This window comes from Mycobacterium europaeum, from assembly GCF_002102155.1.
GTDB lineage: Bacteria > Actinomycetota > Actinomycetes > Mycobacteriales > Mycobacteriaceae > Mycobacterium > Mycobacterium europaeum.
In genome coordinates this window covers 86,904-112,560 of sequence record NZ_LQOU01000016.1, presented here as the reverse complement: position 1 = coordinate 112,560, position 25,657 = coordinate 86,904, and the positions used below count along the sequence as shown (strand labels likewise).

23 protein-coding genes, 4 tRNA genes and 1 pseudogene are annotated in these 25,657 nt (G+C 65.2%); 11 read left to right on the top strand and 17 right to left on the bottom strand.

What is annotated here, in order from left to right; translation table 11 throughout:
- Both AWC03_RS08620 and AWC03_RS08615 read right to left on the bottom strand, forming a co-directional pair.
- The gene (locus tag AWC03_RS08620; protein ID WP_085240087.1) at positions 1-1,476 is read right to left on the bottom strand and encodes a hypothetical protein; all 1,476 of its coding nucleotides are present in this window, start codon (positions 1,474-1,476) and stop codon (positions 1-3) included.
- Positions 1,477-1,609: 133 nt separating this feature from the next.
- Entirely contained in the window at positions 1,610-2,419 is an 810-nt protein-coding gene (locus AWC03_RS08615; protein ID WP_085240086.1) for a class II glutamine amidotransferase, read from the bottom strand.
- A gap of 5 nt (positions 2,420-2,424) precedes the next feature.
- Here AWC03_RS08615 and AWC03_RS08610 point away from each other — a divergent pair, with 5 nt between their 5' ends.
- Positions 2,425-2,976, top strand: coding sequence for a hemerythrin domain-containing protein (locus AWC03_RS08610; RefSeq protein ID WP_141659285.1), 552 nt, complete (start codon positions 2,425-2,427; stop codon positions 2,974-2,976).
- A 265-nt stretch (positions 2,977-3,241) separates the two neighbouring features.
- Here the strand turns inward: AWC03_RS08610 and AWC03_RS08605 are convergent, their stop codons facing one another.
- The 6 genes and pseudogenes from AWC03_RS08605 to AWC03_RS08580 all read right to left on the bottom strand — a co-directional run bounded on the left by AWC03_RS08605 (position 3,242) and on the right by AWC03_RS08580 (position 10,087).
- Positions 3,242-3,904 carry a TetR/AcrR family transcriptional regulator gene (locus AWC03_RS08605; protein ID WP_085240084.1) on the bottom strand — a complete coding sequence of 221 codons (663 nt, stop codon included), beginning with the start codon at positions 3,902-3,904 and terminating at the stop codon, positions 3,242-3,244.
- Positions 3,905-4,251: 347 nt separating this feature from the next.
- Positions 4,252-4,944, bottom strand: a complete 693-nt coding sequence (locus AWC03_RS08600) for a hypothetical protein (RefSeq protein ID WP_142278353.1) — start codon at positions 4,942-4,944, stop codon at positions 4,252-4,254.
- A gap of 268 nt (positions 4,945-5,212) precedes the next feature.
- The gene (locus tag AWC03_RS08595) at positions 5,213-5,611 is read right to left on the bottom strand and encodes a cupin domain-containing protein (RefSeq protein ID WP_085240082.1); all 399 of its coding nucleotides are present in this window, start codon (positions 5,609-5,611) and stop codon (positions 5,213-5,215) included.
- A gap of 131 nt (positions 5,612-5,742) precedes the next feature.
- Positions 5,743-6,529 (bottom strand): annotated as a pseudogene (locus tag AWC03_RS08590) (integrase core domain-containing protein).
- Positions 6,530-6,608: 79 nt separating this feature from the next.
- Positions 6,609-9,878, bottom strand: a complete 3,270-nt coding sequence (locus AWC03_RS08585; RefSeq protein WP_085240081.1) for a serine/threonine-protein kinase — start codon at positions 9,876-9,878, stop codon at positions 6,609-6,611.
- Between the two features lie 134 nt (positions 9,879-10,012).
- Positions 10,013-10,087 (bottom strand) — tRNA-Val (locus tag AWC03_RS08580).
- Positions 10,088-10,269: 182 nt separating this feature from the next.
- On the opposite strand from AWC03_RS08580, the gene AWC03_RS08575 reads away from it, so the two are divergent.
- The 8 genes from AWC03_RS08575 (at position 10,270) to AWC03_RS08540 (ending at position 13,645) form a co-directional block, all read left to right on the top strand.
- Positions 10,270-10,342: transfer RNA gene (locus AWC03_RS08575), tRNA-Gly, on the top strand.
- 28 nt (positions 10,343-10,370) lie between these two features.
- A tRNA-Cys gene (locus tag AWC03_RS08570) sits at positions 10,371-10,444 on the top strand.
- Positions 10,445-10,458: 14 nt separating this feature from the next.
- Positions 10,459-10,533, top strand: a tRNA-Val gene (locus AWC03_RS08565).
- Between the two features lie 107 nt (positions 10,534-10,640).
- Complete coding sequence (locus AWC03_RS08560) at positions 10,641-10,952, top strand: hypothetical protein (protein WP_249025852.1); 312 nt, start codon at positions 10,641-10,643, stop codon at positions 10,950-10,952.
- Complete coding sequence (locus tag AWC03_RS08555; protein WP_085240080.1) at positions 10,949-11,425, top strand: hypothetical protein; 477 nt, start codon at positions 10,949-10,951, stop codon at positions 11,423-11,425. Before AWC03_RS08560 ends, AWC03_RS08555 begins: the two co-directional genes overlap by 4 nt.
- Positions 11,422-12,483, top strand: coding sequence for a tyrosine-type recombinase/integrase (locus AWC03_RS08550; protein WP_085240079.1), 1,062 nt, complete (start codon positions 11,422-11,424; stop codon positions 12,481-12,483). Before AWC03_RS08555 ends, AWC03_RS08550 begins: the two co-directional genes overlap by 4 nt.
- A gap of 135 nt (positions 12,484-12,618) precedes the next feature.
- Positions 12,619-12,912: a DUF732 domain-containing protein gene (locus AWC03_RS08545; protein WP_158089958.1), complete on the top strand. Its 294-nt coding sequence runs from the start codon at positions 12,619-12,621 to the stop codon at positions 12,910-12,912.
- 10 nt (positions 12,913-12,922) lie between these two features.
- A complete protein-coding gene (locus tag AWC03_RS08540; protein ID WP_085240077.1) occupies positions 12,923-13,645 on the top strand; it encodes a DUF732 domain-containing protein in 723 nt (240 codons plus the stop codon).
- A gap of 871 nt (positions 13,646-14,516) precedes the next feature.
- Here AWC03_RS08540 and AWC03_RS28100 read toward each other — a convergent pair.
- A complete protein-coding gene (locus tag AWC03_RS28100) occupies positions 14,517-19,259 on the bottom strand; it encodes a phage tail tape measure protein (RefSeq protein ID WP_085240076.1) in 4,743 nt (1,580 codons plus the stop codon).
- Positions 19,260-19,685: 426 nt separating this feature from the next.
- On the opposite strand from AWC03_RS28100, the gene AWC03_RS08530 reads away from it, so the two are divergent.
- On the top strand, positions 19,686-20,195 hold the full coding sequence (locus tag AWC03_RS08530) for a hypothetical protein (protein WP_085240170.1): 510 nt from the start codon (positions 19,686-19,688) through the stop codon (positions 20,193-20,195).
- Between the two features lie 712 nt (positions 20,196-20,907).
- Positions 20,908-21,588 (top strand): hypothetical protein, encoded by a 681-nt coding sequence (locus tag AWC03_RS08520; protein WP_085240074.1) that lies wholly within the window; start codon positions 20,908-20,910, stop codon positions 21,586-21,588.
- Here AWC03_RS08520 and AWC03_RS08515 read toward each other — a convergent pair.
- The 8 genes from AWC03_RS08515 to AWC03_RS08480 form a co-directional block, all read right to left on the bottom strand.
- On the bottom strand, positions 21,585-21,755 hold the full coding sequence (locus tag AWC03_RS08515) for a hypothetical protein (protein WP_249025851.1): 171 nt from the start codon (positions 21,753-21,755) through the stop codon (positions 21,585-21,587). The genes AWC03_RS08520 and AWC03_RS08515 overlap by 4 nt on opposite strands.
- 7 nt (positions 21,756-21,762) lie before the next feature.
- Positions 21,763-22,032: a hypothetical protein gene (locus tag AWC03_RS26830; protein WP_142278352.1), complete on the bottom strand. Its 270-nt coding sequence runs from the start codon at positions 22,030-22,032 to the stop codon at positions 21,763-21,765.
- A 135-nt stretch (positions 22,033-22,167) separates the two neighbouring features.
- Positions 22,168-22,596, bottom strand: a complete 429-nt coding sequence (locus AWC03_RS08510; protein WP_249025850.1) for a hypothetical protein — start codon at positions 22,594-22,596, stop codon at positions 22,168-22,170.
- A gap of 2 nt (positions 22,597-22,598) precedes the next feature.
- On the bottom strand, positions 22,599-23,330 hold the full coding sequence (locus AWC03_RS27810) for a hypothetical protein (RefSeq protein WP_249025849.1): 732 nt from the start codon (positions 23,328-23,330) through the stop codon (positions 22,599-22,601).
- Between the two features lie 2 nt (positions 23,331-23,332).
- A complete protein-coding gene (locus AWC03_RS08500) occupies positions 23,333-23,779 on the bottom strand; it encodes a helix-turn-helix domain-containing protein (protein WP_085240072.1) in 447 nt (148 codons plus the stop codon).
- On the bottom strand, positions 23,766-23,957 hold the full coding sequence (locus AWC03_RS26825) for a hypothetical protein (RefSeq protein ID WP_142278351.1): 192 nt from the start codon (positions 23,955-23,957) through the stop codon (positions 23,766-23,768). The genes AWC03_RS08500 and AWC03_RS26825 overlap by 14 nt, the downstream gene beginning before the upstream one ends.
- Before the next feature lie 523 nt (positions 23,958-24,480).
- Positions 24,481-24,750: a hypothetical protein gene (locus tag AWC03_RS08490; RefSeq protein ID WP_142278350.1), complete on the bottom strand. Its 270-nt coding sequence runs from the start codon at positions 24,748-24,750 to the stop codon at positions 24,481-24,483.
- Positions 24,751-25,146: 396 nt separating this feature from the next.
- The gene (locus tag AWC03_RS08480) at positions 25,147-25,428 is read right to left on the bottom strand and encodes a hypothetical protein (RefSeq protein ID WP_085240068.1); all 282 of its coding nucleotides are present in this window, start codon (positions 25,426-25,428) and stop codon (positions 25,147-25,149) included.
- Positions 25,429-25,657: the final 229 nt, after the last annotated feature.

The following is a 25,657-nucleotide window of genomic DNA, read 5'->3' as shown; positions in this document are numbered from 1 at the left end:
TCAGCGCGACGGCCGCGACAGAATGAGGATCGCTTGTTCTGACAGCTCGCGTGCCGCAGCGGTGGTTTCGGCGCAGGCCAGCAATTGCACGCCCCGCCCGGCCTCGATCTCGACCGGGCTCAAAAGGATGACGCCCTGTTCCCGGTTGCCCGGTTTGAAGAGCAGGTCGTCAAGACCACGAACAGCATCGGCGAACTGCCGCGGCGCTTGGCTCTCTCCAATGCGTTGTGCCACTACGAATTTCGTGCGGCTAGGATCCCGGCTCAATCGGTTCACGATGGTCATCGGAATGGAGACACCGCCCCAGCGACCGTTGCACTCAATCCAGTGTAAGTCCGCGGATTCGAAGCTCTGCCCTACCAGTAGCGCGTCGAGACTACATCGGCCAAAGTATCCGACCAGTTGCAAGACCGCCGCCAGACGCATCGCCTCATTGGCCAGTTGGTTTCGCCAGCGCTCCGGAAGCTCCGCTGGCGCTGACCCCACAAAGGTCCCCTCGCTACCTAGCAATTGCTGCTCGAACAGGCCCTCGATGAGAGGCGGGCCATCGTCGATAGTGGGGATCCACAACTGGACGGAAGGACTGCTCAACGCCGGCGCCTCCCATAACCCGACAAGCAGCGGATAAACGTCGTACCAGCCGAGCGCATGCAGGGTGTCGAGAATGTATTCCTTGATGTCCGCCAGCGAAGCCCCAGCCACCTGATTTGCGGCAACACTCACATTCCCGGCCCCACCTGCGCTGTAGGGCACCTTGACTACCACTCGCGCCGCCGATCGGGCGAGCGCGCGAATGCGATTTGCGAGCGCGGCTGGACCATACGCGGCGCACGTTGGAGGCAACGCATCGTCACCGAGCACCTCGCTGATCAATGTTGCGAACCAAAGCTTGTCGTTGACGCACCGCGTGAGCCGTGGAGGCGGGCTCGCAATGTGAACGGCGACGTTCGCCGCCTCAGCGACGGCTGCGCCGAGTTGCCATGTGCTGCCCATGCCGATATGCGGGAGGATAGTCAGACCGCCCTTGCGCCTCGTCGCTTCCACGATGCGCTCGAACGCCTCACCATCGAGTCGACAACGCACCGCCAGTGGGCGCAAAGGGTTGCCCTCCCCGGAGGACAAATTGAGGGTGACGACCGGTCCGGTCCCAAGGACATGCGAGCGGTAATTCTCGAAATCGGGGTGGGGCTCACCGCCGAAAGTGACTAGGTCGCCGCGGCGCGCGAGAAGTGAGAGCCGATATTCGTAGGTCGGGGCCTTTTGCGGTGTGGAAAGGCCGATTTCTCGCGTGTCACCGATGACCAGCCACGGGCCCGCCGCCATACCCGGCCGCACACGGTCTCCAAACGCACTAGTCGCCGCCAGCGCCGCATCCTTCGCGGCTGTCTTCTGCGCTACCACCTGGACATGACGCAACTCGCGCTCGTCCAGCGTTGCGACGATCCGCGGGACTAACGGAAGCAGCTGCCTGTCCATTGCCGGTCCTGAGACCAAGTACCTGTCCTATTCCCCGCACAGGGTGGGTGACCCGAGTCTACCCGCCGCGATTTGTTCGCATTCTGCTACCGTGTCCGGGCTATGGCGACCGAACGCCTTGGGAGCCAGCAACTTACAGCGGCTCACTGTCAAAGCAGAAATCCTCGGTCACCCGATACACAGAGCGTTCCGGGACCTGGCGCCAATGCTCATGGCTGATCGGTTCGGAGGCGACGACGACCGCTCGGTAGAGCCGGTCGGTGTGATGACGAATATGCGGGAAGCCACAGATTTCGCAATCGTGCACGCCTTCGCGCTGGACATAGTAGAGCGTACGTCCGATGCGGCTGCCGACCATTTGCTCGCCGTCCGTCAGGATGACGTTGAGACCGATCGGTGCGGTCGGCTCAATTTCGCCGCACCACTGTGCGATCTGACGGATCCCTTGGCGTAGCACCTCCAGCAGCGGAAGGTCCGGCGAACGCGCTTGCAGAGTGCGCAGGTAGTGGAAGACATGTTCGCTGTCCGTGTCACCGCGAATCGCGTCGCGTCGCTCCTTTGGCAAGAGCTCAAGCAGCCGGGGGCGCAGTCGGTCAAAGCCGGGAACCGTGCCGTTATGGATGAAAGACCAAGGGCCATCGACGAACGGATGGGTGTTTTCGATCTTCGGAGCACCAACGGTTGCGCGGCGCACGTGGGCGAGCACCTGCTGCGAGAAGATTCGCGAGGCTGCCCGCCGGAAATGCTCTCCTTGATAGGCAGCCCAGGCTTGCCGCTCGACATGCGGACAATGGTCTTCATAGGTCGCAATACCCCAGCCATGTGCGTTCCCTCGGCCGGTCACGTCTTCGCGGCTCTGTACCATCAGGGCGTTTTGCGCATAGACGAGTGTGCACTCCACCTTCGTGGGCTCATTCGCGCGAAAACCATATAGGCGACACATTTCCTGTGATTGCCTTTCCCGAGCACAACTATACTGTCGTCAATGTCGATGACGAAGTTTGTTCAATGACAAACGCTTGGGGCCCATCGGATCTGGCCGATGCTTTCAAGGAGGACCACGCTGTCCTCGGCCGCGGCCTGCACGAGGTCTCCGAACATCTCAGGGCGGGCGACGATCGGGCGGCCAAGGCCCGTGGCGAGCGCCTCGACCGCGAAGCCGGCGCGCACATCGCCTTCGAGGAGCAATTCTTTTATCCGGCGTTGCGTCGCATGCTCGGCGATGCCGAGGTCGACGATCTTTACGGAGAGCACCGCGAAGGCCTGTCGGTCATCAAGGCCCTCGCGGAATTGCCGGAAGGTGCGGAGCTGAGCGAAACCGACCGTCAGACTCTGCTGCACGCCTCGGAGTCGACCGAGGTGCACGTCGCCGAATGCGGCGAATTGTTCGGCGTCATGGGCCGCATTCCGCTCGAAGAGCAAAAGGCGCTTCATCGAGAACTTGTCGCCTTGCGGGAGAGGGCGCCGCGCTGGACTGAGTTCGCTGCCGCCAGGGAATAACAAAGCCTGAACCAGGCGCCGCGACGCCGGCACGAGCGCACGGCTCGCGGGTGGCGCGTTACCTCACTACTCAACTTGTCACCTGCCAGAAACCGTATGTGACTTGCGCGCGTGTGATACGTGATGTATCGACACAATTGTGGCACACCGCACGATCCCGGACTGCCCGACGCGGTACATGAGCGCCTTCACCGAGCCGACGACACGATCACAAGAGATCAGAGCGCTTCGAAATCCGCTGTGCGAGCGGCGAATTTGTAACTGGCTATCGGTTTCGTTTCTTCCCGGGTCGCGGCAACGGCACCTCCGGGTCGATGCGGACGCCGCGGTCGCGGAGGTGATGGTCGATAATCAGCCAAGCGTGAAGCACAAGCCGATCGACCAGTGCCTTGCGGGACTCGGTCCGGCGGTTCAGCCAAGCCAGAATCGACGCGTCGACAAGCCCGCTGAGCTCGACAACGATGGCGAGGGCAGCGTCGGGATCGTCCGCGAAATGCGGAAAATAGCGCGCACCGATCGCGGTGAGTTCGGCGGCGAAGTCGGCCTGATCCGCCTTGTAACGCTGGAAACTCGGCTGGTACCCGCGGCTGACGAGGAATCGATACAGGTTGCGGTTACTGTCCGCCCAGAAGACCTGGCTCTGGATCGGCGCACGGATCACGTCAAGGGGCGTATTGCACAACTCCAGCCGGCGCACGATCTCGGCTTGCAACTCCCGATAGGCGGTGCGCGCCACCTCGAGATCGAGCTCCTCCTTACTGGCAAAGTGTCGATAAACGTTGGGACGAGCCAGCCCGGCACGCTCGGCGATTTGCTCGGTCAACGCGTCGGGACCGTGCTCGTCGATAACGGCTCGAGCCGCCTCAAGAATTTGCTCGCGCCGCGGGAGCGCGCGGGGCTCCTTGCCGCGCGTAGGTGATGCAGCCACTGGTTAATCCTATCGGCCGAAATATCGATAATGCATATATCGTTTGCGGAAGAAGGACGGATGGGATCGGACGCCGCCTCATTGATGTCCAACCCGGCCGAGCTTACCCCAGGAGGGCGCGCGTAAAACGCGGTTTCGCACAGTGTCCGCAGGATGTGCGGAGCAATCTGTCGCCCTTGAGCCCCAAGAGGTCGTCAGCGGCCATGGCGTGGGCCCGTTCGTATTCGGCTGAGCTCATCACGGATGTCGCCGACGCGGCCCGGGCTGACGACGAATCCGCCGCGGCGAGACGCCGCGCCGCGTTGCCGTCGTCCGATAACGAATCGGCCCCCCAGTGCCGTTGGACGCTAACGGATCCGACCCTCGTGATAACACACGCCGCTGTGCCACTCGACGAGCGCGGCGACGACACCCACCTCCGCCGCGCTCATACGGCCGAGCAGGCGCGCCAACGCCGAGCCGACAGTGCCATCATCGATCATCGAAGCCGGGAATATCGCCACGGTGTCCCCCGGAATGTCGGCAATGAATCCGCCTGCAGCCGTGGGCCTTCCGATCTCGGCGAGACTCCAACCGTAGTCGTCGGTCAGCGTCACGGCAAACCTATAGGCAGCCCGAACCTTCGGGATGGGCTGCAGGCCGGCCGGCACACCCGGAATGGGCCAGGTGCGCCAAGTCAGCGTCGCCGGTCGCCGCAGCGGTGCATGCGCAGCGAGCAGCCGCACCAGATCGCGGAGGTAATCACGGACTTCGGCGGCGCCGGCAGCGGCCAACGTGGCAATGCTCTTGGCGAACTGCGCGGCCGGGTCGGTGGCCGGGCGGTAACGCTCGTCAACGGACACGACCCGCCGCCTCGGTGTCTCGGCCACGAAGAACCCTCCCTCCTCGGTGGTGCCGACGCGGCGGATCAACCAGCCCGCATCGATCAGTTGCGATGCGTACCAGTACGCGTCGCGCACGACGGCCGGTGCGCACTCTTCCGAGCCGAAACCACCGCTCGTGCCGGCCACATCAGCGCCGTCCATGGGAATGTTGTGCATCAATCGGCTACTCCCTCTTTTTCTCATCCGTGTTCGGAGTCTGTTCAGCGCCCCGGCCGTGGTTGTTGCCCTCCCGGCGGGTTCTCAGGCGGCTGCCAGTGGCCGTCCGGATCGGGATCGGGTGGCGCGGGCGTTTGCCTCGAAGGCCAATCCCAGTCCGCTTCTTCCGGGGTGAATGGAGGTTGGGCTGGCCCCGAGCCGGGGCCTCTAGATGCGTGTCCGCTCCCCGCGCGGCCGACGAGAGCCTCCCCTCCGAGCTTCGCCGATCTCAAAGGCCTTCCGGGCGCGGTGCTGACTTATCACGACCCGCGTAGCGGAACATGCCTTCGATTCCCGCCGGGGTATTAATCATCAGCAGATCAGCCTTACGAGAAGTGATGCGGTACGCGTGTGGAATATCCTTGGGTAAGTAAATGATTCCGCCCTCGGACAGCTCCATTTCCTGGTCATCGCACCAGACCAGAGCGGTGCCTTTGATCAGCATGAACACCTCATCCTCGCGCGTGTGCTTGTGGTAGGGCGGCGCTTCGCCCTCGCTGACATCGAAGCGTCCGATCATCAACTGGCCATTGGTTGCCTTGCCGTCGAGAAGGATCGCGAGTGTGCTGCCATCGAGCCATTCCAGTTGTTGCTGCTGCGCTGGTTGCGCGAGATAGGCCATGCTCATAGTCGTTCTCTTTTCGTGTTCGAGGTCGGCGTGCTTGAGTCTGCCGTGTCGAGGACGACGATGCGCGGCACCCTAGAAACACTTGACCTCGCCGTGCGCCGATGATGCTGGCTTCATTGAGGCGTCGCCCACTAGGACCTCAGGTGGTGAGCGTAGTGGGCGGCCTCGTGTTCATCGGGTGGGATGTAGTTGAGCTGGCTGTGTAGGCGCGGTTGTTGTACCAGTCGACCCATTCCATGGTCACGTATTCGACGTCGTCGATCGTTTTCAGCGGCCCGGTGAGGAATGGGCTGTGCAGGCCGACGGCTTCGGGTTTGAACAGGCCGATCGTTGTCTCAGCCAAGGCGTTATCGTAGGCATCGCCGATGCTGCCAATTGATGCCGCAATCCCTTCGAGCACAAGGGTTTCCGCGAAGGCGATCGACGTGTACTGCGCGCCGGCGCACGTCGGTCAGATGGGCGTCAGCCATCGTACGTGCCGACGGGGCGGCGGTCTTCCAGTTGCGGTACGTGCGTGGGGCGACCTGCACACCCTGCTCACAGAGCACGTGGCAGACCGAGTCGACCCGAAAACCGCGGGCCCGCATCTGGTCGATGAATCCGCAGATCAGCGGTGGCGCGGGTCGAGTTCCCGCGCGAAGAAAATCGAGGCCGCCTTCAGGATCTCGTTGGCCGCCTTGAGATCTCGAACCTCGCGTTCGAGGTCTTTGATCCGCTGCTGCTCAGCACTTGTGACGCCCGGGCGCTGGCTGGCATCCACCTGGGCCTGCAGCACCCACCGGCGCAGCGACTCCGCACCAACCCGACTTTCGGCCCAATCCCCCGGCAGGCCCCATACACCGATCGATACTCACCAAGGTGATCAAGGACCATCTTCACCGCGCGCTCACGGTGCTCCACCGGGTAGTGCTTCGTCATGATCCGCATCCTTCTGACAGAAGGAAGCAGCATCAAACCCAGGACGGTTCATCTTCACCATCCTTGGCGTGTTCCGCCCTCAACCGAGGCCGGCGTCGATCAGCAGCCGCGGCAAGCCGTGTTCGGTGCACAGGGCGCGCACCGCCGCGATGTCGTCGTGCGCGTCGGCGGCGCGTCGCGCGGCGGTGAGCGTTTCGACGAGCAGCAGGCGGGCCTGCAGGGCGGCCAACGGCCGGGTGGCCGGGTCAATTCCGGCTAGCAGGGCGCCGGCACGCCGGCACGCCTCGTCCCGGTCTTCGCTGGCGTGGCTGCGGGCGAGCAGCCGGATGCCCGAGGCGGCGTCGAGCTCGGCGGTGAGGATCGCGATGCCGTCGGCGCCGTGGGGAATGTCGCCTCCGGCCCGCAGCCGGTCGGCCTCCGCGGGGTCGATGGGTAGCCCCAGCCTGATCCGCTCGTGGGTGATGGCGGCCGCCAGGCGCGGCAACCGCAGCCTGTCGGCCACCGCCATGCCCGCGTCGAGGCGGTCGACCGCCGCCTCTCGATCGTCCTGCACGGCTTTGATTTTGGCGCCGACGACGTAGCGCGCCACCAGGTAGTCGACCCCGCCGCCCTCGGGCCCCAGGTGATAGCTCTCCTCGAGCAGTTCGGCGGCCTCGTCCAACTCGTCCGTCTCGTAAAGCATTTCGCCGAGCACCGCACCGGCGATGCGCGCCGCATACGAGTGCGGCCCCACCGCGGTGCCGGTCTCGAAGGCCTCGCGGAATCTGCGCAACGCGAGCGGGATGTCGAGCTGCTGGCGGGCGGCGATGCCCGCCCAGCTGCGAGCGTAGACGGCGCCGACCGCGCCGACCTGCTCGTTGAACGGCTCGGCCCATTCCAAAAGTCGTTGCGCGGTGGGGAAGTCGAAGCGGTGTATCGCCGCGAACGCCAGGGCGGTGGCGGCCGCCTGCGGCAGCACCGGACGCAGTTCGTGCGCCCGCGACATCACCTCGGCCAGCAGGTCCTCGAGGCCTTCGATCCGGTCGGCGTAGATCTCGGCCACCGCCCGCACCACGCTGGATTCCAGGCTCAGCTCCGCGCGCCGCGCCTCCGGCAGGTCGGCCTTGGCGATGGCGGCGGCGAAGCGGTCGAGCGCCACCTCGGTGGCCTGGGTGCGGTGCAGCAGAATGTTGGCCCACGACATCGCCAGTTGCAGCAGCGGTCTGGTGGTCACCAGCTGTGGGGGCAGCTTCTCGACCAGGCCGAGAAAGGTCGTCATGCGCGACTGGTTGATCAAGGACCTGGTCTCGATGTCCTCGACCAGGTCGACCGCCCGGGCGGTCTCCCCCGCCGCCAGGGCGTGGTCGACGGCCTCGCTGATGTAGCCGTGTTCGGCGAACCACACCGACGCGGCGCGGTGCAGGTCGTGGTGGCGGCCGGGGTTGTCGCGTTCGAGCCGGCGCCCGAGGAATCCGGCGAACATCTGGTGGTAGCGAAACCACTGCGGCTCATGGTCGATGTGGCGCAGGAACAGGCCGCGGCGCTCGATGTCTTCCAGCATGGCGTGTCCGCCGTCGACGCCGGCCAACACCGATGCCAGCTCGCCGCAGATGCGCTCGGTGATCGAGGTCGCCATCATGAAGTCGACCAGTTGCGGGTCGAGGATGTCGAGGACGTTCTCGGCCAGGAATTCGCCGACCTCCTCGCTCTCGCCCGACATCCGACTCACCAAAGCGCCCGGATCACCGCCGCCGCGCAGGGACAGCTTGGCCATCTGCAGGCCGGCGACCCACCCGTCCGTCGACGCGGTCAGGGCCGCCACATCGCTGCCCGCCAACTGCAGCCCGACGGTCTCGTTGAGCAGCGACCGCGCCTCGTCGGCGTCGAACCGCAGCTTCTCGCAATCGATTTCGACCAGCTCATCGCGAACTCGTAACTTGCTCAACGGCAATCCAGCGCGCGACCAACTGGTCACGATGATCTGCAGGTGATCGCCACCATGGCCGATCAAAAACCGCAGGGCATCGCCGGTTTGGGCGTCCGAGACCCGCTGCCAGTCGTCGATGACCAGCGTGACGGGTTCGCCGGCCTCGTCGATCGCGTCGATCAGCGAGGTCAACACGTAGCGGGTCGCCTCGTCGCCGCGCTGCTCGACGATCTGCTCGAGCGGTTCGGCGAGGGCGGGACGCACCCGCCGGATGGCCGCGAGCAGGTGGGCCAGGAACCACACCACGTTGTTGTCGTCGTCGTCGACGGTCAGCCAGGCAACCGCCACGCCGGAGGCGGTCAGTTCCGCGCGCCATTGGGCCACAAGGGTGGTCTTGCCGTACCCCGACGGCGCGTACAGCAGGATCAACCGCCGCCGCCCGGCCGCGCGCAGCAGCGCCATCAACCGGTCGCGTGGGACCAGCGATTGAATCGACGCGGGGGGACGGTATTTCGTCGACGGCGCCGGGGGCGTCGTCGTGGCCTCGCGCCGCTGATCCGACGATCCGGCCGGCGGCGAGCCCGCGCGCTTGAGCTCGACCGGCACCACCATGTCGTCGACCGGGAGGTGGTGGCGGCGCTGGACCTCGCGCAGCTGCTCACCGTATTCCAGAGCCGACGCCGGCCGGCGCGACGGATCGCGGGTCATGGCGGTTTCGATGACGGCGATGACGTCGTCGGGCACGCGCTGTCTGGCCAGCATCTCGGGGACGGGCCGGCCCATGGGCGGGTTGCCGGTCAGCGCACAGAACAGTGTGGCGCCCAGCGAGTAGACGTCGGATCCGGTTGTGGGCGTTGCGCCTTCGAGCAGTTCGGGGGCGATGAACGCCGGTGAACCGATGACCACACCCGAGCGGGTCTCGAAGCCGCCGGAGATGCGGGCCAGCCCGAAGTCGGTCAGCTGCGGTTCCCCGTAGTCGGTCAGCAGGACGTTGCCCGGTTTGACGTCGCGGTGCAGGATGCCGGCCCGGTGCGCGGCCTCCAGCGCACCGGCGAGCTTGACGCCGATGCTGAGCGCCTCGCGCCAATCCAGGGGCCCCTGCCCGCTGACCAGCCCCCACAGCGACCCTTTGCCGTGGTAGGGCATCACGATGAAGGGCCGGCCGCCGCGGGTGGTGCCGACCTGCAGGACGGTGACGATGTGCGGGTGTCCGGAGAGCCGGCCCATCGCGCGCTGCTCGCGCAGGAATCGGTCCAGGTTTTCGGGGTCGAGGTCGTTGGTCAGGACCTTGACGGCCACCCTGCGGTCCAGCTGAGGCTGCGCGCACCGGTAGACCGCGCCGAACCCGCCGCGCCCGATCTGCTCGACACCCGCGAAGTCGAGTTCCGCGGCGACCCCGGCTATCAGATCCTGCTGGATCGCCTCTGCATCCACGTCGGCCATCGACGGTCACTGTCCTCGCGCGTAAAGAGGGTGGCCAACCCACCGGTCGTGTCACCATAGCGCGGAATGACCTGGGCCGATGGCGGTATTTTCTTGCATCCGGGCTAGTCGACGGATGCTTGGCTGCCACGATGTGGTGGTCCCGGCTGGGATCGAACCAGCGACCTTCCGCGTGTGAAGCGGACGCTCTCCCACTGAGCCACGGGACCGGCGCCGAGAGGCGAACGACGTCGAAGACTAGCACGAGCCTCGCCTCGACAGTACCGGCCGCCTGCGGGTCGCCGATACGCCGCGCTAGCCTGGACACGGCTCGTACCAAGAAATTTGTATGTGCCCGCTCACGTGGACTATCGTCGTGCTTCGCACCGGGCGACGATCTCGTCCGAGGCGCGCGGATGTAGCGCAGTTGGTAGCGCATCACCTTGCCAAGGTGAGGGTCGCGGGTTCGAATCCCGTCATCCGCTCGAAGGTGCAAGTGGCATCAATCCCAGCGGTGGAGTGGCCGAGTGGTGAGGCAACGGCCTGCAAAGCCGTGCACACGGGTTCGATTCCCGTCTCCACCTCCAGCTTTTTGACCCCGGCGCGATTAGCTCAGCGGGAGAGCGCTTCCCTGACACGGAAGAGGTCACTGGTTCAATCCCAGTATCGCGCACCAGCGTTTTTGCAGTTCAGATCATATTTTTGAAGCTCAGATCCGCCTGCGTGCCAGATACATGCCAGATCATGTAGGCGCCCTCGGGACAACCTGAGGAGCGTCAAGGCATGAACACTTCTTCCTCTCTATCTGTCGACACCACCCAGAACGTCACCGCGCCGCCGGATGCCACCGAGGTTTATGGCTGGGCCGCGCACCGAGACGGCCTCGCTGCCCGGGTATTCGATGCGACGGTGCGTGAGTGCGCCGGCTTCGCGATCCGGGTGCACGGTCAGCAGCGCTCCAACAGCACTTGCCGCCGGTGGGTGACCGTCGACACGCGACCCGGGGCCGACGAGGAGATGTTGGAGCCCGAGGCAGTGCGGCAGCTGGCCGCAGCGTTGGTGGCTGCCGCGGATGAGATCGAGGCCCGGCGATGAGCACCGCGCATGACGACAACGCGGTCTCCTGGCGGGAGTTGGCCGACCAGCTGACACCCAAGCAGATCGCCGAGCTTGAATACTGCGAGCGCGAGCAGATTCCCCCAGGGGTGTATTCGCCTCAGAGCCAGTTGAATTGCGCGCGGGCAATGGCCCGGCACAACATCACTCAGGCGCTCTGCGCCGATGTCCCGCTGCCCTCGGACGCTGCGGGTGATGTCGCCGAGTGGGAGGAATGGCAAGGCGGCGGTCATGCCCGCATGTACACGTGCTCCGTCCGAACCGCCGGGACGTTCTCGGTCGAGATCGTCGGTATTCAGCACGACGATGACGGTCGTGTCGAGCGGTTCATTCTCGCCCAGGACACCGCCCGCGACGGGAGCATGACAGCGGCCAATGCCCGCGAATTTGCCGCGCTGCTAGTCGATGCCGCCGACGAGCTGGACTCGCTATCGGCAGGCGGTGCGCGATGAGTAGCACCAATCGGGTGCGCCGCGATCGGTACCGCGCAAAGCAACTCAACCTCGTTCTCAGCCAACGGAACACGGAGTATTACCTTCTCGACCCTGCAGGTAAAATCGTGTTGGCTGGCACCCTTGAGGAAGTCGAGGCGTGGCTTGCGGCGCGGACGCCGCTGCGGGCGCCTGGGCCGTCGCCGGATCCGGTTCCGGTGTTGTGGGAGCCGTGGATCAGCCTGTTCGTGGCCGAGCAGAAGGCCGCTAAGCGAACCCCGCGGACCATCCAGACACGTTGCGCGCACCTGGCCACGTTCGCGCGTCGCCACCCAGACCTAAGCCCGCTCGAGGTCACGCGTACCGATCTGATTTATTACTTCAGCGGTAACGAGGATTGGCAGCCACGCACCTTCCACGCGGTGCAATCGACGTTCCGGTTGTTCTTCCGGCTACTGGCGCAAGAAGGACACCGCCGCGACGACCCCGCGCGCAGCTTGCCCACGGTCCGAATCCCGCGATCGCTACCCCGGCCGTGCCCCGACGAGGTACTGACCAAAGCCCTCGAATCGATCACGGACACCAAGGTGCGCCTTGCTATACGGCTGGCCGCTGAGACGGGGATGCGGCGCGTCGAACTCGCCCGCGCCAAACCCATCGACGTCGAGGGCAGCCGAGGGGACTACCGCATCCACGTCGTCGGCAAGGGCGGCCACGAGCGGATAGTGCCGATCTCCGATGAGCTCGCCGGTCAGCTGCTCGCCATTCGAACCGAGTACATCTTTCCGACGCGGGTGCGCGCCGGGTGGAAATCGGCAGACGAACCGATCTCGCCCGGGCGGCTCGGAAAGCTGATCGACCAGGCGCTGCCCGGAGACTGGACAGCTCACACGTTGCGGCACCGGTTCGGAACCGTCGCCTATCAAGCCACGGGCGACATCCGGGCCGTGCAGGAACTGCTCGGTCATGCATCGCCGACGACCACCGCGATCTACACCAAGATCACCGACGATGCGATGCGGCGGGCCGCCGCGGCCACTCACATCGGTGCCGGCGTCATCGCGGGCAGCGCATCGTGACCGCCGTCGATGATGACGAGATCCGCAGCCGCGGCCAGCGCGTGATGACGCGCCGGGCTTCCGTGAGTGTGACGCAGGCAGCAGCGCCTCGAAACTGCTCACGCGTACAACAAGGAGGTCATAGGATGCCGATTCGTGACACGCCACGCAATCACTCTGGCCGCCGCAGTCGCCGTAATCGCGTTGGCGGGAGCGCCGTGCGCCCGCGCCGACAACGACGAGTACCTCAACTACCTGCAGAACGAAAGCTATCTGGTCAGCACCCACAGCAGCCAACAGCTACTCGACGAGGGGTACAAGGTCTGCAGCGCAGTTTCGCAAGGTGCGACAGACCAAGATGCGATTCGCATGGTCGAGCAGGATCTGTCGGTGTCGTCAGGCGCCGCGATATCCGTTTACAGCGCCGCGACTGTGATGCTGGGCTGCTAGGACAGCGTCCATGACCGACAACGCCGCGTCCGATGAGGCCGCGGCAGTCCCAGGCGACGATGAAACCGCGGCGTGGGATGACGATGGCGCGGGCGGCGCGGAAACCACTATCGTGCCGCCGGTGGCGACGGAAGCGGCGCCCGAGCTGGCGTGGTCCCTAGCCGATTCGGGCGACGATGAGGAGGTCCGGCCGCATGAGTCGTGGCGCGCGGCCCTGGTCGCCGCTGCCGCGATCGCAGTGCTTTGCGGCATAGGCGCCGCGCTCATCACAACCTTGTCACGGCACGAGTCGACCGACACCGAACTCCAAGGTGGCACCCTGGGGCCCGTCGCGACGAAACCAGCAGCCGCGCTTCCACCGATTGCGACATCGCCTCCCGTCGTGGACACGCCCGCAGCCGCGCCCCCGACGGTGACCGTCACGCCAGCACCCCCCGTGACCGTAACTGTTCAGGCCCCGCCCCCTCCCGCTCCCGCGCAAGCCCCGGCACCGCGCGACGCCGATCAAATCTTCCGCGAGGGAGTCTCGGGCATCCCCGGCATTCGGATCATCAACTGGGATGTCGCCGAGGCGGGCGCCCGCAGTATCTGCGGTGGCTTCGCCCACGGCATGTCACGCTCGCAGGTCGTCGACGAGGTGCAGCGCAACGATCCCACCTTCACCCCGTGGCAGACATCGGGGATGGTCAACGTCGCGTTGGCCGCCTACTGCCCGCAATACGAAGGGAACTGAGGCCGTCATGCAGCGCATTGCGATGGCGGCTGCGGCCGCGGTCTGCGAGATCGCCGCGATCAGCGTCGTGGGCCTGGTGTGGATCGAATTGCGCCACGGCGCCCGACCACCCCGATCGCGGTGACGGGTGGATCAGACCTACCCCGAAACCCGGACGGCCCGCACACATCCACCCCGTCGCGGGGTTACGACAGCACGTGGGCGATACCGCCCCAGTAGTCGTACGCGCCGCCTGTCGCAGCGAATGTTGCCCCCCCCCCCCGGTTGCGGTACTGATCGCTAACCCAGCACCGCCGTCTGTGCCGTTGTAGTGCGCCACGCCGCCAGACATCCCGGACAACGCGGAGACGGTCGAGCTGCCCGCGCCCCATCCGAATGACTGCAGGATCAGTTGCGACGCAGACGCTGAAACGATCTGCGACATAGCGCCCGGCGCGCCGTAAGCGGTCAGCGCGGACCCGACAGAATGGACGCCCTTGATCGAGATCGAGTTACCGATGTACCACGCGCCACCCGAGATGGAAACCCCAACCGTTGCTGCGCTTCCCGTTCCCGCACCGGCCAAATGGAAACGCACCGTGTACCCGTAGCCACCATTGCCGTCGTGAGCGACACTGGCGCCGGGCAGCGCCGTCAACGCCCGCCCGTTGTAACTGACCCCGGTAACAGATCCCCCGGCGCGGTCATAGGTGACATCGACGAAGATGTCGGCGCCGAGCGCCGCGGTGTGGCTGAATGAGAACGATCCCAGTCCGCCCCCACCGCCCCCTATGGCATCGAAGATCGGCGCTACAGCGGGCGCCTGGTGCGCCAACAGGAAATTCCTAGCAGCGAACATTGTTGTCTCCGGTCCTCATCCGCGGCCACATACTCACGACCGACTGGCCCCCACCGTGCGGGTCGCCATCGACGTCTGCTGATTCAGCTCCGAGTGCAGCTGGCTGGTGTTGTCGGCGTGCACATGCACCGGACCGAGGATCTGAATCGGGGATCCGGCCTGCGTGTTACCGCCCCCGCCGCCGTTGGCGTACTTGTCGTCCGATGCGTTGGACGCGAACGGCTGCTGGGTTTGGCCGGCGGTGTTCTGCGACGCTGCGGGCCGCACACCGGTGATGCCCATCAGCAGCCGTCCGGGGATGGTTTTCGACCAGTCCGAGCTGCTGCCGCCAGCGTCGGGGATCAACGCCTCCAGGAGCGCCTCGACACCGATACCGGCGTCCTGCGCTCCGGCGGCCGCGGCCCGGTTCAGCTCTTGGAACCCGACGTTCATCACCGAGGACACCGCGCCGCCGGCCGCGCCGAATGAACCCATATCTGCGCCCATCGCCGCGGCGGACGTCGCCGCGCCCTCAAGGCCGCCGATCAGGCCGCCTGAGAAGCCGATCCCCGGCTGTGAGGGTTGGCCGGTGCCGGGTTGCTGGGCATCAGCGCCCGGCGTCGTCAACGCCGAAACCCCTTTGTCGTTGATCGAGGTCGCCCCACCACCGGAGGGCTTGGGCCCGGCCGGCTGACCAGGTTTCGGCGCACCAGTGGGCTTCTCGATCTGCGGACCACCCGGAGCGCCCGGAGCCTTCACCATGTTCTGCGGCTGCGGCGGCGCCTGCTGGTCCGACGGTTCGTTCGTCGACCCCCCAGGCGCGTAATAGCGCACCGATGAGGGATCGATCCGCCCCTGACGCAGTTCGTTCATGAACCCGGTGCCGTAGCGGTCGACCGCCGACTTCGGCTCGACATACTCATCAGGCGACAGCCACGCCGGGATCGTGTCCGTACCCGACGGGCCCCCGGTCGCGAAATGTGAGCCGGGTACGAAGAAATTCGCGGTTTCGGGAGGCAACCCGGGCTGCGGAGGCGGAGGCGGCGCGGGCGGTGGCGTATAGGGCGGCACCTGCATCTGGTGGAAGCCGGGCCGCGCACCGCCGATGCCGGACATTCCGAACGGGTTGCCGCGCAACCAGTCGTTGGTCACCTGGGCGCCGCGGCCAGCCAGACCCCACGGAGTCAGCCCCGGGATGTTGCTGTCGTCTGGTCCTAGACCGGCGCCCGGCTGGAAACCTGGACTGCGCCCTTGAGTCGGGCCGGCGAGCAGCAAGTCGAACGGGCTTGGGCTGTCGAAACGCGGCGCAGGAGCGGGCGGCGGTGTGGCTGCCGGTGCGGGATGCGCGAATGCGCCGCGCATCAGCTGTCGTTGCTGATGGGGGGAGAGCTGCGCGATCTGATCAGCGGTCAGCGGCCCGCTCAGGTCAACCGGCGCGGACTGGTCACTGCCGCCGGATCCGCCTGCACCAGCACTAGATCCACCACCGGCCGCGCTGGCGGTGTTGTCGCGGGACGGTCCCCCCAGGTCGGGGGCGCCCACATCCCCGCCGGGGCCGAAAGTCCCTGGCGGCACGTTCGGATAACCGAACCGGTCCGCGCCGAAACCGCCGGCACCTGGCCCTCCCGCGCCCGCGCCGGCGTCGGGTGCGCCGCCGATTGCGGACCACGCCGCCGTCTCCAACGGACCCAACACCAAATCCTCAAGGAACCCGACAGCCCATTCCGCTAACCCCGGCAGTCCCTTACCGAGCCCAAAGTTGCTTCCCAACGGCACCGGCAAAAACGGGTTCCCACCGCCGCGCCCGTGGTGGAACGTGCCCCGCATCGCCTCAGCACGTTCACCCTCGGCCGCCGTCAGCTGCCGCTGCGCATCCGCCAACTCATCACGAGCCCGCATCCGCTCGGACTCCTTGGCCTTCGGGTTCTTCTCGACCTCAGCCTCACGCTCTTTAGCCTCAGCCAGCCGCTCCTGAGCCCGCGCGTAGCGGTCATCAGCGGCCTGCACCTTGGCCGGGTCCTGGCTGTAATAGCCCCCACCGCCCATGCCGCCCGCACCACCACCGAAACCGCCCGCGCCGCCACCGAAACCGGCTCCCATGCCGCTGGGACCGCCGTAACCACCACCACCGCCGCCAGCAGGGCCGTCAGGGTAGAGCCCCTGTATCGGCAAATACATGTGGTTGGTGAACTCGCTGGACTCCGCGCCCGCGGCCGAGCCCCCCAGCATGATCCCCCCGTGCTGGCCACCCGATTCGAAATGCGTGCCATCCGGCAACGTGGCCGCCATATGCCCACCACCAGGGCCACCGTTGTACCAACCGATCTGCAGCGACCCCGCAGGACCCAACCCCGGCTGAAAACCCCGCGCGGTCAACCACTGTGCAGCGTTGCCCGTGTTCATCCGGCCCCCGCCGCCCACCGCGGCGTCCACCAAAAGCGACACCGCACCTGAGCAGTCCGTCGTCCCCCACACATAACGGCCACCGTTGAGGGCCTGCGCCTCCTGATACAAACGCCCCAACGGCCCACCATCATCAAACCCGGGCCCACCACCGGAGCGGTGCAACACCAACCCGTTCATCAAATCCCGGCGGAACGCATACACCCCCGCATGGCCGCCCATCGCCTGCACCTCGTGATGAGTCAACACATGCTCACCGGGCGCCAGCAACGCCGGAACCGAATCAACCCCAGTCGGCCCGCGGCCATGCACCGCACCGCCAGCCGCGCGCCCCGTCGCAAGGTTGAACAGCCCGTAGGGCGAAACAGGGTTGTGTGTTAATCCGTACCCAATGTTGTGAAACCACGGATTACTGCTCTGCTCCGACGAGCTCCGAAGTTGCTCCGCGCCGACGATGGCAGCATTAACAGGTCCCGCAGCACCAGCGATCCCCGCCAACGCGCCCCGCAACCCACCAGCAGACACCGCCGCGCCATCCTCAGCCGCTGCCATCGTGCCCAGACCCGAAGTGATCGGCCCGAGGATGGTGGACGCAATGTTGATCGCTTTAATCGCAAGCCACGCAGAGCCAATCGCTTCCAAACCAGTCACAACCCCGTGCGCGATACCAGGATGCTTAGCCAGCTCGTCACCAACCCACTTGGCATCCTTGGCGACCTCAAGCAGGACAGGGACGAACGTTGCACCGATCTCAGACTCCGCAGCGCCGAACGCCGACTTCGCCTGGTCCATCTTGGCGTTGAGACCTTCCATGGTCTCCCCGAAACCCAGAACATCGCCCTTGGCGTCGGTCGTCGCGGCGCCGATCTGTTTGACCGCGTCCGTGGTCTTCTGCGCATCTTCCGGCGTCCCGAACAACTGTGAGAGCACATTCAGGGTCTCGGCGCCCCCGGTTGTCTCCTTGAACAGCTGCTGTATCGTCTCCAAATCCGGCTGCAACTTCCGCAGATTCGAACTCAGCCCTTCAACCTTCTGGCGCATCGAATCCCACTGCGCCAGCGCAGGATCGATCTCCTTGGCCTGCCGGATCGCCTTGAAGTCGATGTTGCCCGCGTTGATAGCATCCGCAGTCGCCTTCGCCGACGGCGACAACGCGTCATACGCCTGCTTGAGCGCTTGCGATGCATCAGCATTCTTGTAGAACGCGTCGATCGCGACCTGACCGTTCGGGCCGCCGAGTTGCCGGATACGGTCCGCTACCTGCTGTAGGACACCATCGAGACCCACGCTCGGATCACCCAGCTCGGTCTGCAATTGATGCGCGCTCAGGCCGAGTTTGCCTAGCGCGTCACGCATCTGTTGATTCGGACCCATGAAATTACGGATCGTCTGGGCCAAGTTCTGCGACGCTTGATCCGGTGACATACCAGACTGCGTCAACCGCGCCAACGAACCATAGACCTGGTCGATGCCGACATGAGCGGTCATCGCGACCGGCTCAACACTGTGCAGCGCCCCCGAGAACTCCTGCAGGTTTGTCTTAGCCAGCGACACAGCAACATTCAGCTTGGATGCCTGCACCGCTGCCTGCTCAACGGGGATGTTGTAGTCATTCATCGAGGTCGTCAACCCGTTCAGGACTTCACCCAGGTCGGCGTTCTCCGCTTTCGCGAGCTGCGCGGCGGACTTAAGCACCTTCAGACCGTCCGCGCCGCGGTAACCGGCCTTTTCCACGGTGTACATGCCGTTCGCGAGATCGGACGTTGAATAGCCGACGGCGCCGGCCATCTTCAAGATCCCGTCCGACACGGTCTTCATGTTCTGCGGCAACTCACCAGCCGAGGCTTGCAGACGAATCATCTGCTGCTGGAAATCCCCAGCCTTGCGGCCGAAGTCAACGAGTCCCACGCCCATCGCCGCGACGGAGCCGATACCGACGGCGTTGAATACCGGATTTGCCCCGATCTTCTGCAGCGTGTTCAGCGAATCAGCGCTTCCACCAGCAGCTTTCGTGAACTGGCTATGCGCGGCCGCGCCCGCAGCTACAGCCTCGGCGTGATCACGCTGAGCCCTCGCAGCGCGCGCGTTCGCATCCGCCAAACCCACATTCGCCGCGAGCGCTTTACTGCTGTCCGCCCCGTATTTCGCGGTAACCTCATTGAGGCGCGCCTGAGCGAACTGCACCTGACCCAACGCCCGCACTTCACGCCGCGCAGCGTCCTCCTGCACATCCGCAGCGCGCCGCGCAGCCTGCTCCAACATCAAGAACTCACGCCGCGCCGCGCTTCCGTCAACAGCACCCAACGCATTGGCCAGCGACGACCCCAACCCGCGCGAAATCTGGTTACCAGCATGAGCGAACTCATCAATCAACCGGCGCGACGCCGCGACCATGGCCCGCTCATCAAGACGAGAAACAACATCGAGATAGACAGGAATTCCGACCACCGCCTCGCGTGAGATCCCGGGCGCTTGAGCGCCCGTCTCAAACGCTAGAGACCAATCGGCGCAGAGACGCCAACTGCTCGCGTCAGCGCGAGTGGGCCACGTCGTTCACACACACCTACATGTGTTGTTGCACACTCCCAACAGCGTGTTGTATAGTTGCAACATGGGTCGGCATCCTCACAAAGAGATCCGCAACGCTCTCGATGAAGCCGAATCCGCCGGGCTCAGCATTACCGAAACCAGCGGACACACGTGGGGATGGGTGCGCTGCCCATGCGGTCAGCGCATCGCCGTGTACTCCACCGGGAAAAACCCCGAACACGGCGCGAAACTCATCCGCGCATTCACCAGACGACACAGAGAGCACACATGATGAACTACGAATTCGCATTGGCCGTCGACCGCGATCCCACCGAAATGGCCGACAACCTATTCGAGATCGCCGACGGCGACCTGGTGCCCGAAGGCGGCACAGGCGTCAACGTCGTGCACGTCTACCGCGAAGCGGATTCCTTCGCTACAGCGCTCTTGGGCGCCGTCAAAGACGTCGAATCAGCCGGTCTGATCGTCACTGGGATCGCCTCTGATGATCTGGTGTCGTTGCGTGACATCGCATCCCGGCTCGGGCGCACCTATGAGTCGGTTCGACTCATAGCGGGTGGTAAACGCGGCCGCGGCGGTTTCCCGACTCCACTGTCGACCGGACAGTGGTCACTGTATTCATGGGCTGAAGTTTCAGCGTGGTTTTCCCGTTCCCACGGCACCGAAGCGCCAAGCACTTACGACCGGGAGATCGCGGCCGCCGATCACCTGATCCGAGCGCGACGAATCCTTGCAGACGATGAACAACGACACGAGCTCGGCAAACTCGTCACCCTCTAAACACGCGACGACCAGGGCCCTTTAGGTTTCGCCTTGTGCGCATGAGCAGTTGAATTCCCAGCGGTCGGGCCACGATCCGGTGAGGTCGCCGTAGCAGCAGAACTCGATGCGCTCGCCGGTGTCGCTGGTAAGGGTGACTTCGTGCCAGTCCTCGTAGATACGGCAAGACCAGAGGTAAAACTTGCGGGATAACCAGCGCCGGAATGAGAGCATCGCGGGACCAATCAGGACTCCGCTCAACAGCGAAGACGACAGCTTAACGCAACCGGCGCACGCCGACCGGCCAAGACCGACCCCGAGGAGATCCCGCCGACCTGGAAAGGCCAGAAATAAGCTTCTGACCTGTTGTTGTTCTGCGCGGCGTGGGCAGGTTCCCCGAAACTTTTCACCCCGTACACACAAAAAAGCGACGTCGGGGCGGTCGCCTTGGCCCCCCTCCCCCTCGATTTTTTCGGCGGGGGGTGGTGGTGGGTTTGCTGGGAGGGCTGGCGCGCGGGTGGCTGGATGGTGACCGTGGGACCGGTGACCGGGCGCCGTGGGACCGGGCTCAATGCGACCATGCCGGTGTTAAGGCCACGCCATGACTCGGTGGCCGAGGTCGGCGCCGGTCTGTTTGTGGCGCGTCGGCCGTACTAGATCTGTACGGCGTCGCGCGCGTACTCTCGGGCGTCGGACGACGGCCGCCGCCCTCAAAATCGAGGCAGGAAGCAACATGAGTCAGGACGATCGCATGTACCAGGCAATGCATTCCGGTGCGTGGCTACCGCCGTCGGCATGGACAGACGGCGACGCCTGGGACCGACTGATCGATTGGGCCCACGACCACCTGGCCGAGACCTTCGATCTGCGGTTGATTGTCACCCCGCAGCTGCAAAACCGGTTGGGCAATCCTGAGGGGCTGAGGATCCTCACGGAGGGTGCGGAACGCCAGAACGCGCGTGGTGATGGCACGAGTAACTGGCGGCCGGGTGATGGCCCGATCATTATCGTTTGGCCGCAGGAACCGACGGTTCGGAAGTGGGAGCAGGCTGTGGCCGGGTTGAATCGGCAGCGAATCATCTTGTTGGAAGAGGGGGGCCCGGGTTTTCCGAGCTTTCACGGGTGGGCCAGCGCCGTCGGTGCGTTCAACGCAGCGACCGGTGACTACGAGCAGCCCATCCCTGAACTCGATGAGCAGCTGAACACGATTTTCTCGCGGTACGAGAACGAACTCACGGGCGCTCCGAACGCGACCACGTACGGCGTTACCCACGGCTTGCTCCGGGAGAAGCTGAAAGCGGTGGCCGCCGGCGGCTACGACGAAGATTTCATCGTGACCTATGCGATCGGGCTTGGATATCCCGGCGACTTGCCGCGGCTTCGCCAGCACTACGCAGCTGCACGGGGTGCTTAGAACGGGACGTGCATGTAGTTCATGCCGCCGTCGTGTCCGGTGCGCGCGCGGTGGCACTGGTTGATCAGCTGAATCATGGGGTCTTGCTGCCGGTGCTGTCCGGGCTGGTCGCTCATGCCCATGAAAGCGTGGTGCGTGGCCATCGTCGCGAATCGATGCTGCTGCATCGCGTCGTTATGCACCTGAAGAGCCCGCCGCGAGAACGGTCACGGAGCCTGTGCCGGAGGCAACGACTCCGTAGAGCGTGCAGCCGCCGCCGGGAATCGTCACGGTTGCACCGGGTGCGAGCGTCAGGGCTGGTGTCGCGCCGTCGGCGGACACTGATGCGTCGCCGATGAATACCGGTGCATTGCCGCTGTTTTGGATGATCCGAGCGACGCTTTGATAGTTCGATGCATAGATGAGTGTCGGCGTGGTGTCGATTGTCGTGGCTTCGATGTGCATGGGTTCACTTCCCTTTCTGGGTGGGTTCTTGTTTTCGGCACCGGCCGCCGCGCCAGGGCGGCCTCCGAGTTTCGCCTCGTCGCAGGTGGCCGGTGCCGCCTGTCCGCGCGTCGGAATCAAGGACGCGGACAAGTCTCATGACGCTGTTCCGGCTGCGCGCGCTTTCCGCTCGCGGACAGCGGCCGCGATCGTGTCGTTCCCCCACGACTGTCCCCTGTCACGCAAGGCAGTTCGGCAGGTGGGCGCGCCGGCATCCGGTGCTACGCCGAGGCGGTCGAGCGCAGCGATGCACTCGTCGACGAGATCGGTATTGTGACCCGGGACGTCGGTGGGCGCAGGCGCAGTCTGCGTGTCGTTGATCTCCTCGACGAGGCCCATGCGCAGGAAGCGCTCGCGCTGCTCATCGTTGAGGTAATCCAGCAACTCCCCCTTGTATCGGTGATGAAGCCGCCCCTCACGGTCTTTCGGGATAACCAGCGCGCATGTGACCCGGTAGCGCGGGACGAAGGCGTCTGCGTAGACGGGACCACGCGGCCCATATCCGGCTTCAGGGGTGAACGCCATGCCTACCCGTCACTTCTCGACTGGTAATTCTGCTTGGCGCGCCACTCGCCGCCTGCCTCGTCGAATTCGTAGGGTTCAACGCCGGTCGGCTGGTACCAGGCATCACGACGCGGCGGCCGCGGGACGCCCTGCGCGAAGCGCCCACCCAATCGATGCATGAACCAATTCGACTGTTCCTCCGGCGTCCAGGTTGAGGGGTCTTTGCCCTGGTAGTACCGCACCGGTGGCGGAATCCCGGGAAGCGGGATGCCGAGATCGTCGGTAGGCGGCCGCACCGACGGGTCGTACGGGTGCGGTACGCGAGCCGCAGCAGCAACTGTCCGCGGCGGCTGCTGTCCAGGCGGCTGCTGGATGATCCCCAAACGTGCCATCACCTGGCGATGGGTCCGCTCGAGGTCCGCGTCAGCAGCGAGCTTTTCGCGTGGCGGCAGAGCCGGCGCCAGGGCCGCGATCACCGACCGGTTTCCGGCGCGGTCCTTCTGCAGGGCGTCGCACCAAAACTCGATTCGGCTAGCGGGGATCTTGCCTACGTTGTATGCGGCCATGACAATGCTGCGGTCTTCGGCGCGGGCCCGCTGCTCGGCCGCGGACACCGCAGCAGCACCCTTGTCGGCCTCGATAGCCGCGAGTCGGACCTCGAGCGCCCGCTGCAGAGTCTTGTCATCGACATCAGCCGAAAGCCCAAGCACCCGAACGATTTCGGTGCGGGGCACGTTTACCATGTTCTCTGCCACGTCTAGGCTCCTCTCTGTTCGTTGAGCCGTGCTTTCAACGTCTCGATTGACGCGACGGTGACCATCAGCTGCCGTCCGACTTTGCGGCCATCGAGGTTGCCCTTTCGGTAATGCCAGCGGACTGTGTCCGCTGAAACCCCAAGTTCGGCAGCGGCCTCGTCTGTCCCAACGCGCGCGTCATGGCCTGAGATTAGAAACTCGGTGGCCATCGGGCGATCCGCCTCGCGTCGACGCGAGTCACTGATGGCGGCATACGCCTCCGCGAGTGCACGCTGGGCAGCAAGCACGCCCTCCGGCACGCCGGACTGTCCGGGCTGCTGCTTGAGCCGCGCGTAGTCGCCAAGCCAGTGGACGATGTAGCGCACGAGGTCTAGGTCGATCGGAATCGTGTTTAACCGGACCGCAGCGAAAATTCCCGGATATCGCGCCCGTATGTCATCGTCGGCCATCGCGTGCAATGCCTTCCCGCTGTCTGTCGACGACGGCGACGAGCTGGGCCGCCAGGTCGATCGCCTCGCTGTGATCCAGCACAAACACGATGTAGCCGATCTCCAACCGAATCAGCTGGTCATTCCCGGTGAATGGCCGCACATCCGGCCGCAGCTGCTTACGTCCAAGCAGATTCACTGTTCCCCCTTTGCGCTATCCACGCCCGCAGCCCGTGCACGCCTGGCCGCCCGGCGGTCGGCGATCTCATCGGCGATACGCCGCTTCGGGAGCGGCGGTAACGCATCGATCTGCTCCAAAACGCTCGTGAACTGTCGCGATAATGCGGCCAAGTCACGCTTGGACTGGCACTGGTCGATCGCGCAGGCAAGCGCGTCACGCAACGCCGCTAAAGCAGCCAATCTGCTTCCCGTCTTCGCCGCAGATACAACCGAATTACACTGTGCGCCAGCGTATTTCGTTGACGTCGTAGTTCTCCTAGCCATCAATCAACTGCCCCTTGAAGTGTGGAAAATCGGCCTGGGGAGGGAGCGAAGTGACCTGGTGGCGGTCGCGCACCACCCCCTGCCCTCTGATTTTTTCGGGGGACCGGGTCACCGGTTACTCCTTGGGCACGTGAGGCCGCTGGCCGGCAAGGGTCCGATCGGGCGGCCGCAGTGCGGGCAGGCGCGGGGTCGCTGCCGCGGCGAGTTGCGTCGCTTACTCATTCGACTGTGGTCCGGTCGTAGGCGGCGATCGTTTCGCGCAGGCGCTCGACGTCGGTGCCGTTAAGCGAGTATGGGCCGAGCTCGAGGTGCCAGCTTCCGGCGTCGTCGTGGACTAGGCGTAGCGGCAACGCGAACCACGAGTCAGTTTCGCTCATGTAGGGCTCGAGGTAGCCGAAATCGTCCTTGACGGTGCGATGTAGGAGGTTGGTGGCGTAGAGCCGTGGTGCATCGAGGACGGGAAAAACGGTGTGGTGGATGGTGGTCATCGCGGTGTCCCTTTCGTGGTGTTGGGTTGGGTGTTCGGTCGAATCGGTGTTCCGCATTCGGAGCACAGGCGGGCGATGTTGTCGGGCTCGAACAGGTTCGGGGTGCCGCAGATCGGGCAGTCGTCGGCGGTCATTTCTTGGCCTTTCGTGGTCGGCCCCGCTGCCCGGTGTTGAGGCGGCCGGCGATGACGCCGAGTGGTCGCTTTCGGGGTGGTAGTGCGTTGAGCCACTGCTGGCATGGTTTGAGGGCTGGGCAGCTTCGGCAGATGTGTTGCGCGTACTCGATGGTTTCAACGCAGTCGGTTTCGTCGAACTCGGCCCACCGGCCGCGGCATCGGGCACCGGGCAATACCGGTGCGGCGCCGATAGCGGCGAGCAGCCCAGCGATCGCGTTGCTCACTGGTCGGCTCCTTCGGTGCGTTGGCGGCGCCGGCTGATGGTGATCCGACGCACGTACTCGAGCGGCAAAGGCCCGGTCTGCTCGTGCTCGATGTCGGAGCAGTCCGCGTCGTAGCGCGCGGTGTCGTCGCCCAGTCGGTCACGTCGAGCCAGGAGCAGGTAGGCGCTGCCATCGGCACTGACCGCTGTGGCGGCAAGGTAGTCGGTCAAACCGACATCCCCGAGGCTCACCGAGTGGGCGATGAGGTCCCAATCGTCACCGGTGGTGTCGTTAGTCATCAGCGGTCCCTTCGCCGGGCCGGCACCGTGTGTCCCGGTCCCGCGTGTGGAGGGGTCTCTCTTATAAGAGACCCCACCGCGGGGACACGTCCGACCAGCGGTTTCTTGCTATGTGTCCCACCCGATTTGGGGACACGTTTAGTCGGGGTAGGCGCGCAGCATGTTCCGCGCGTGTCCCCGTGTGTCCCCACGCGTTCGGGGACACACCTGACCAGGCCTTTTCGCGGCA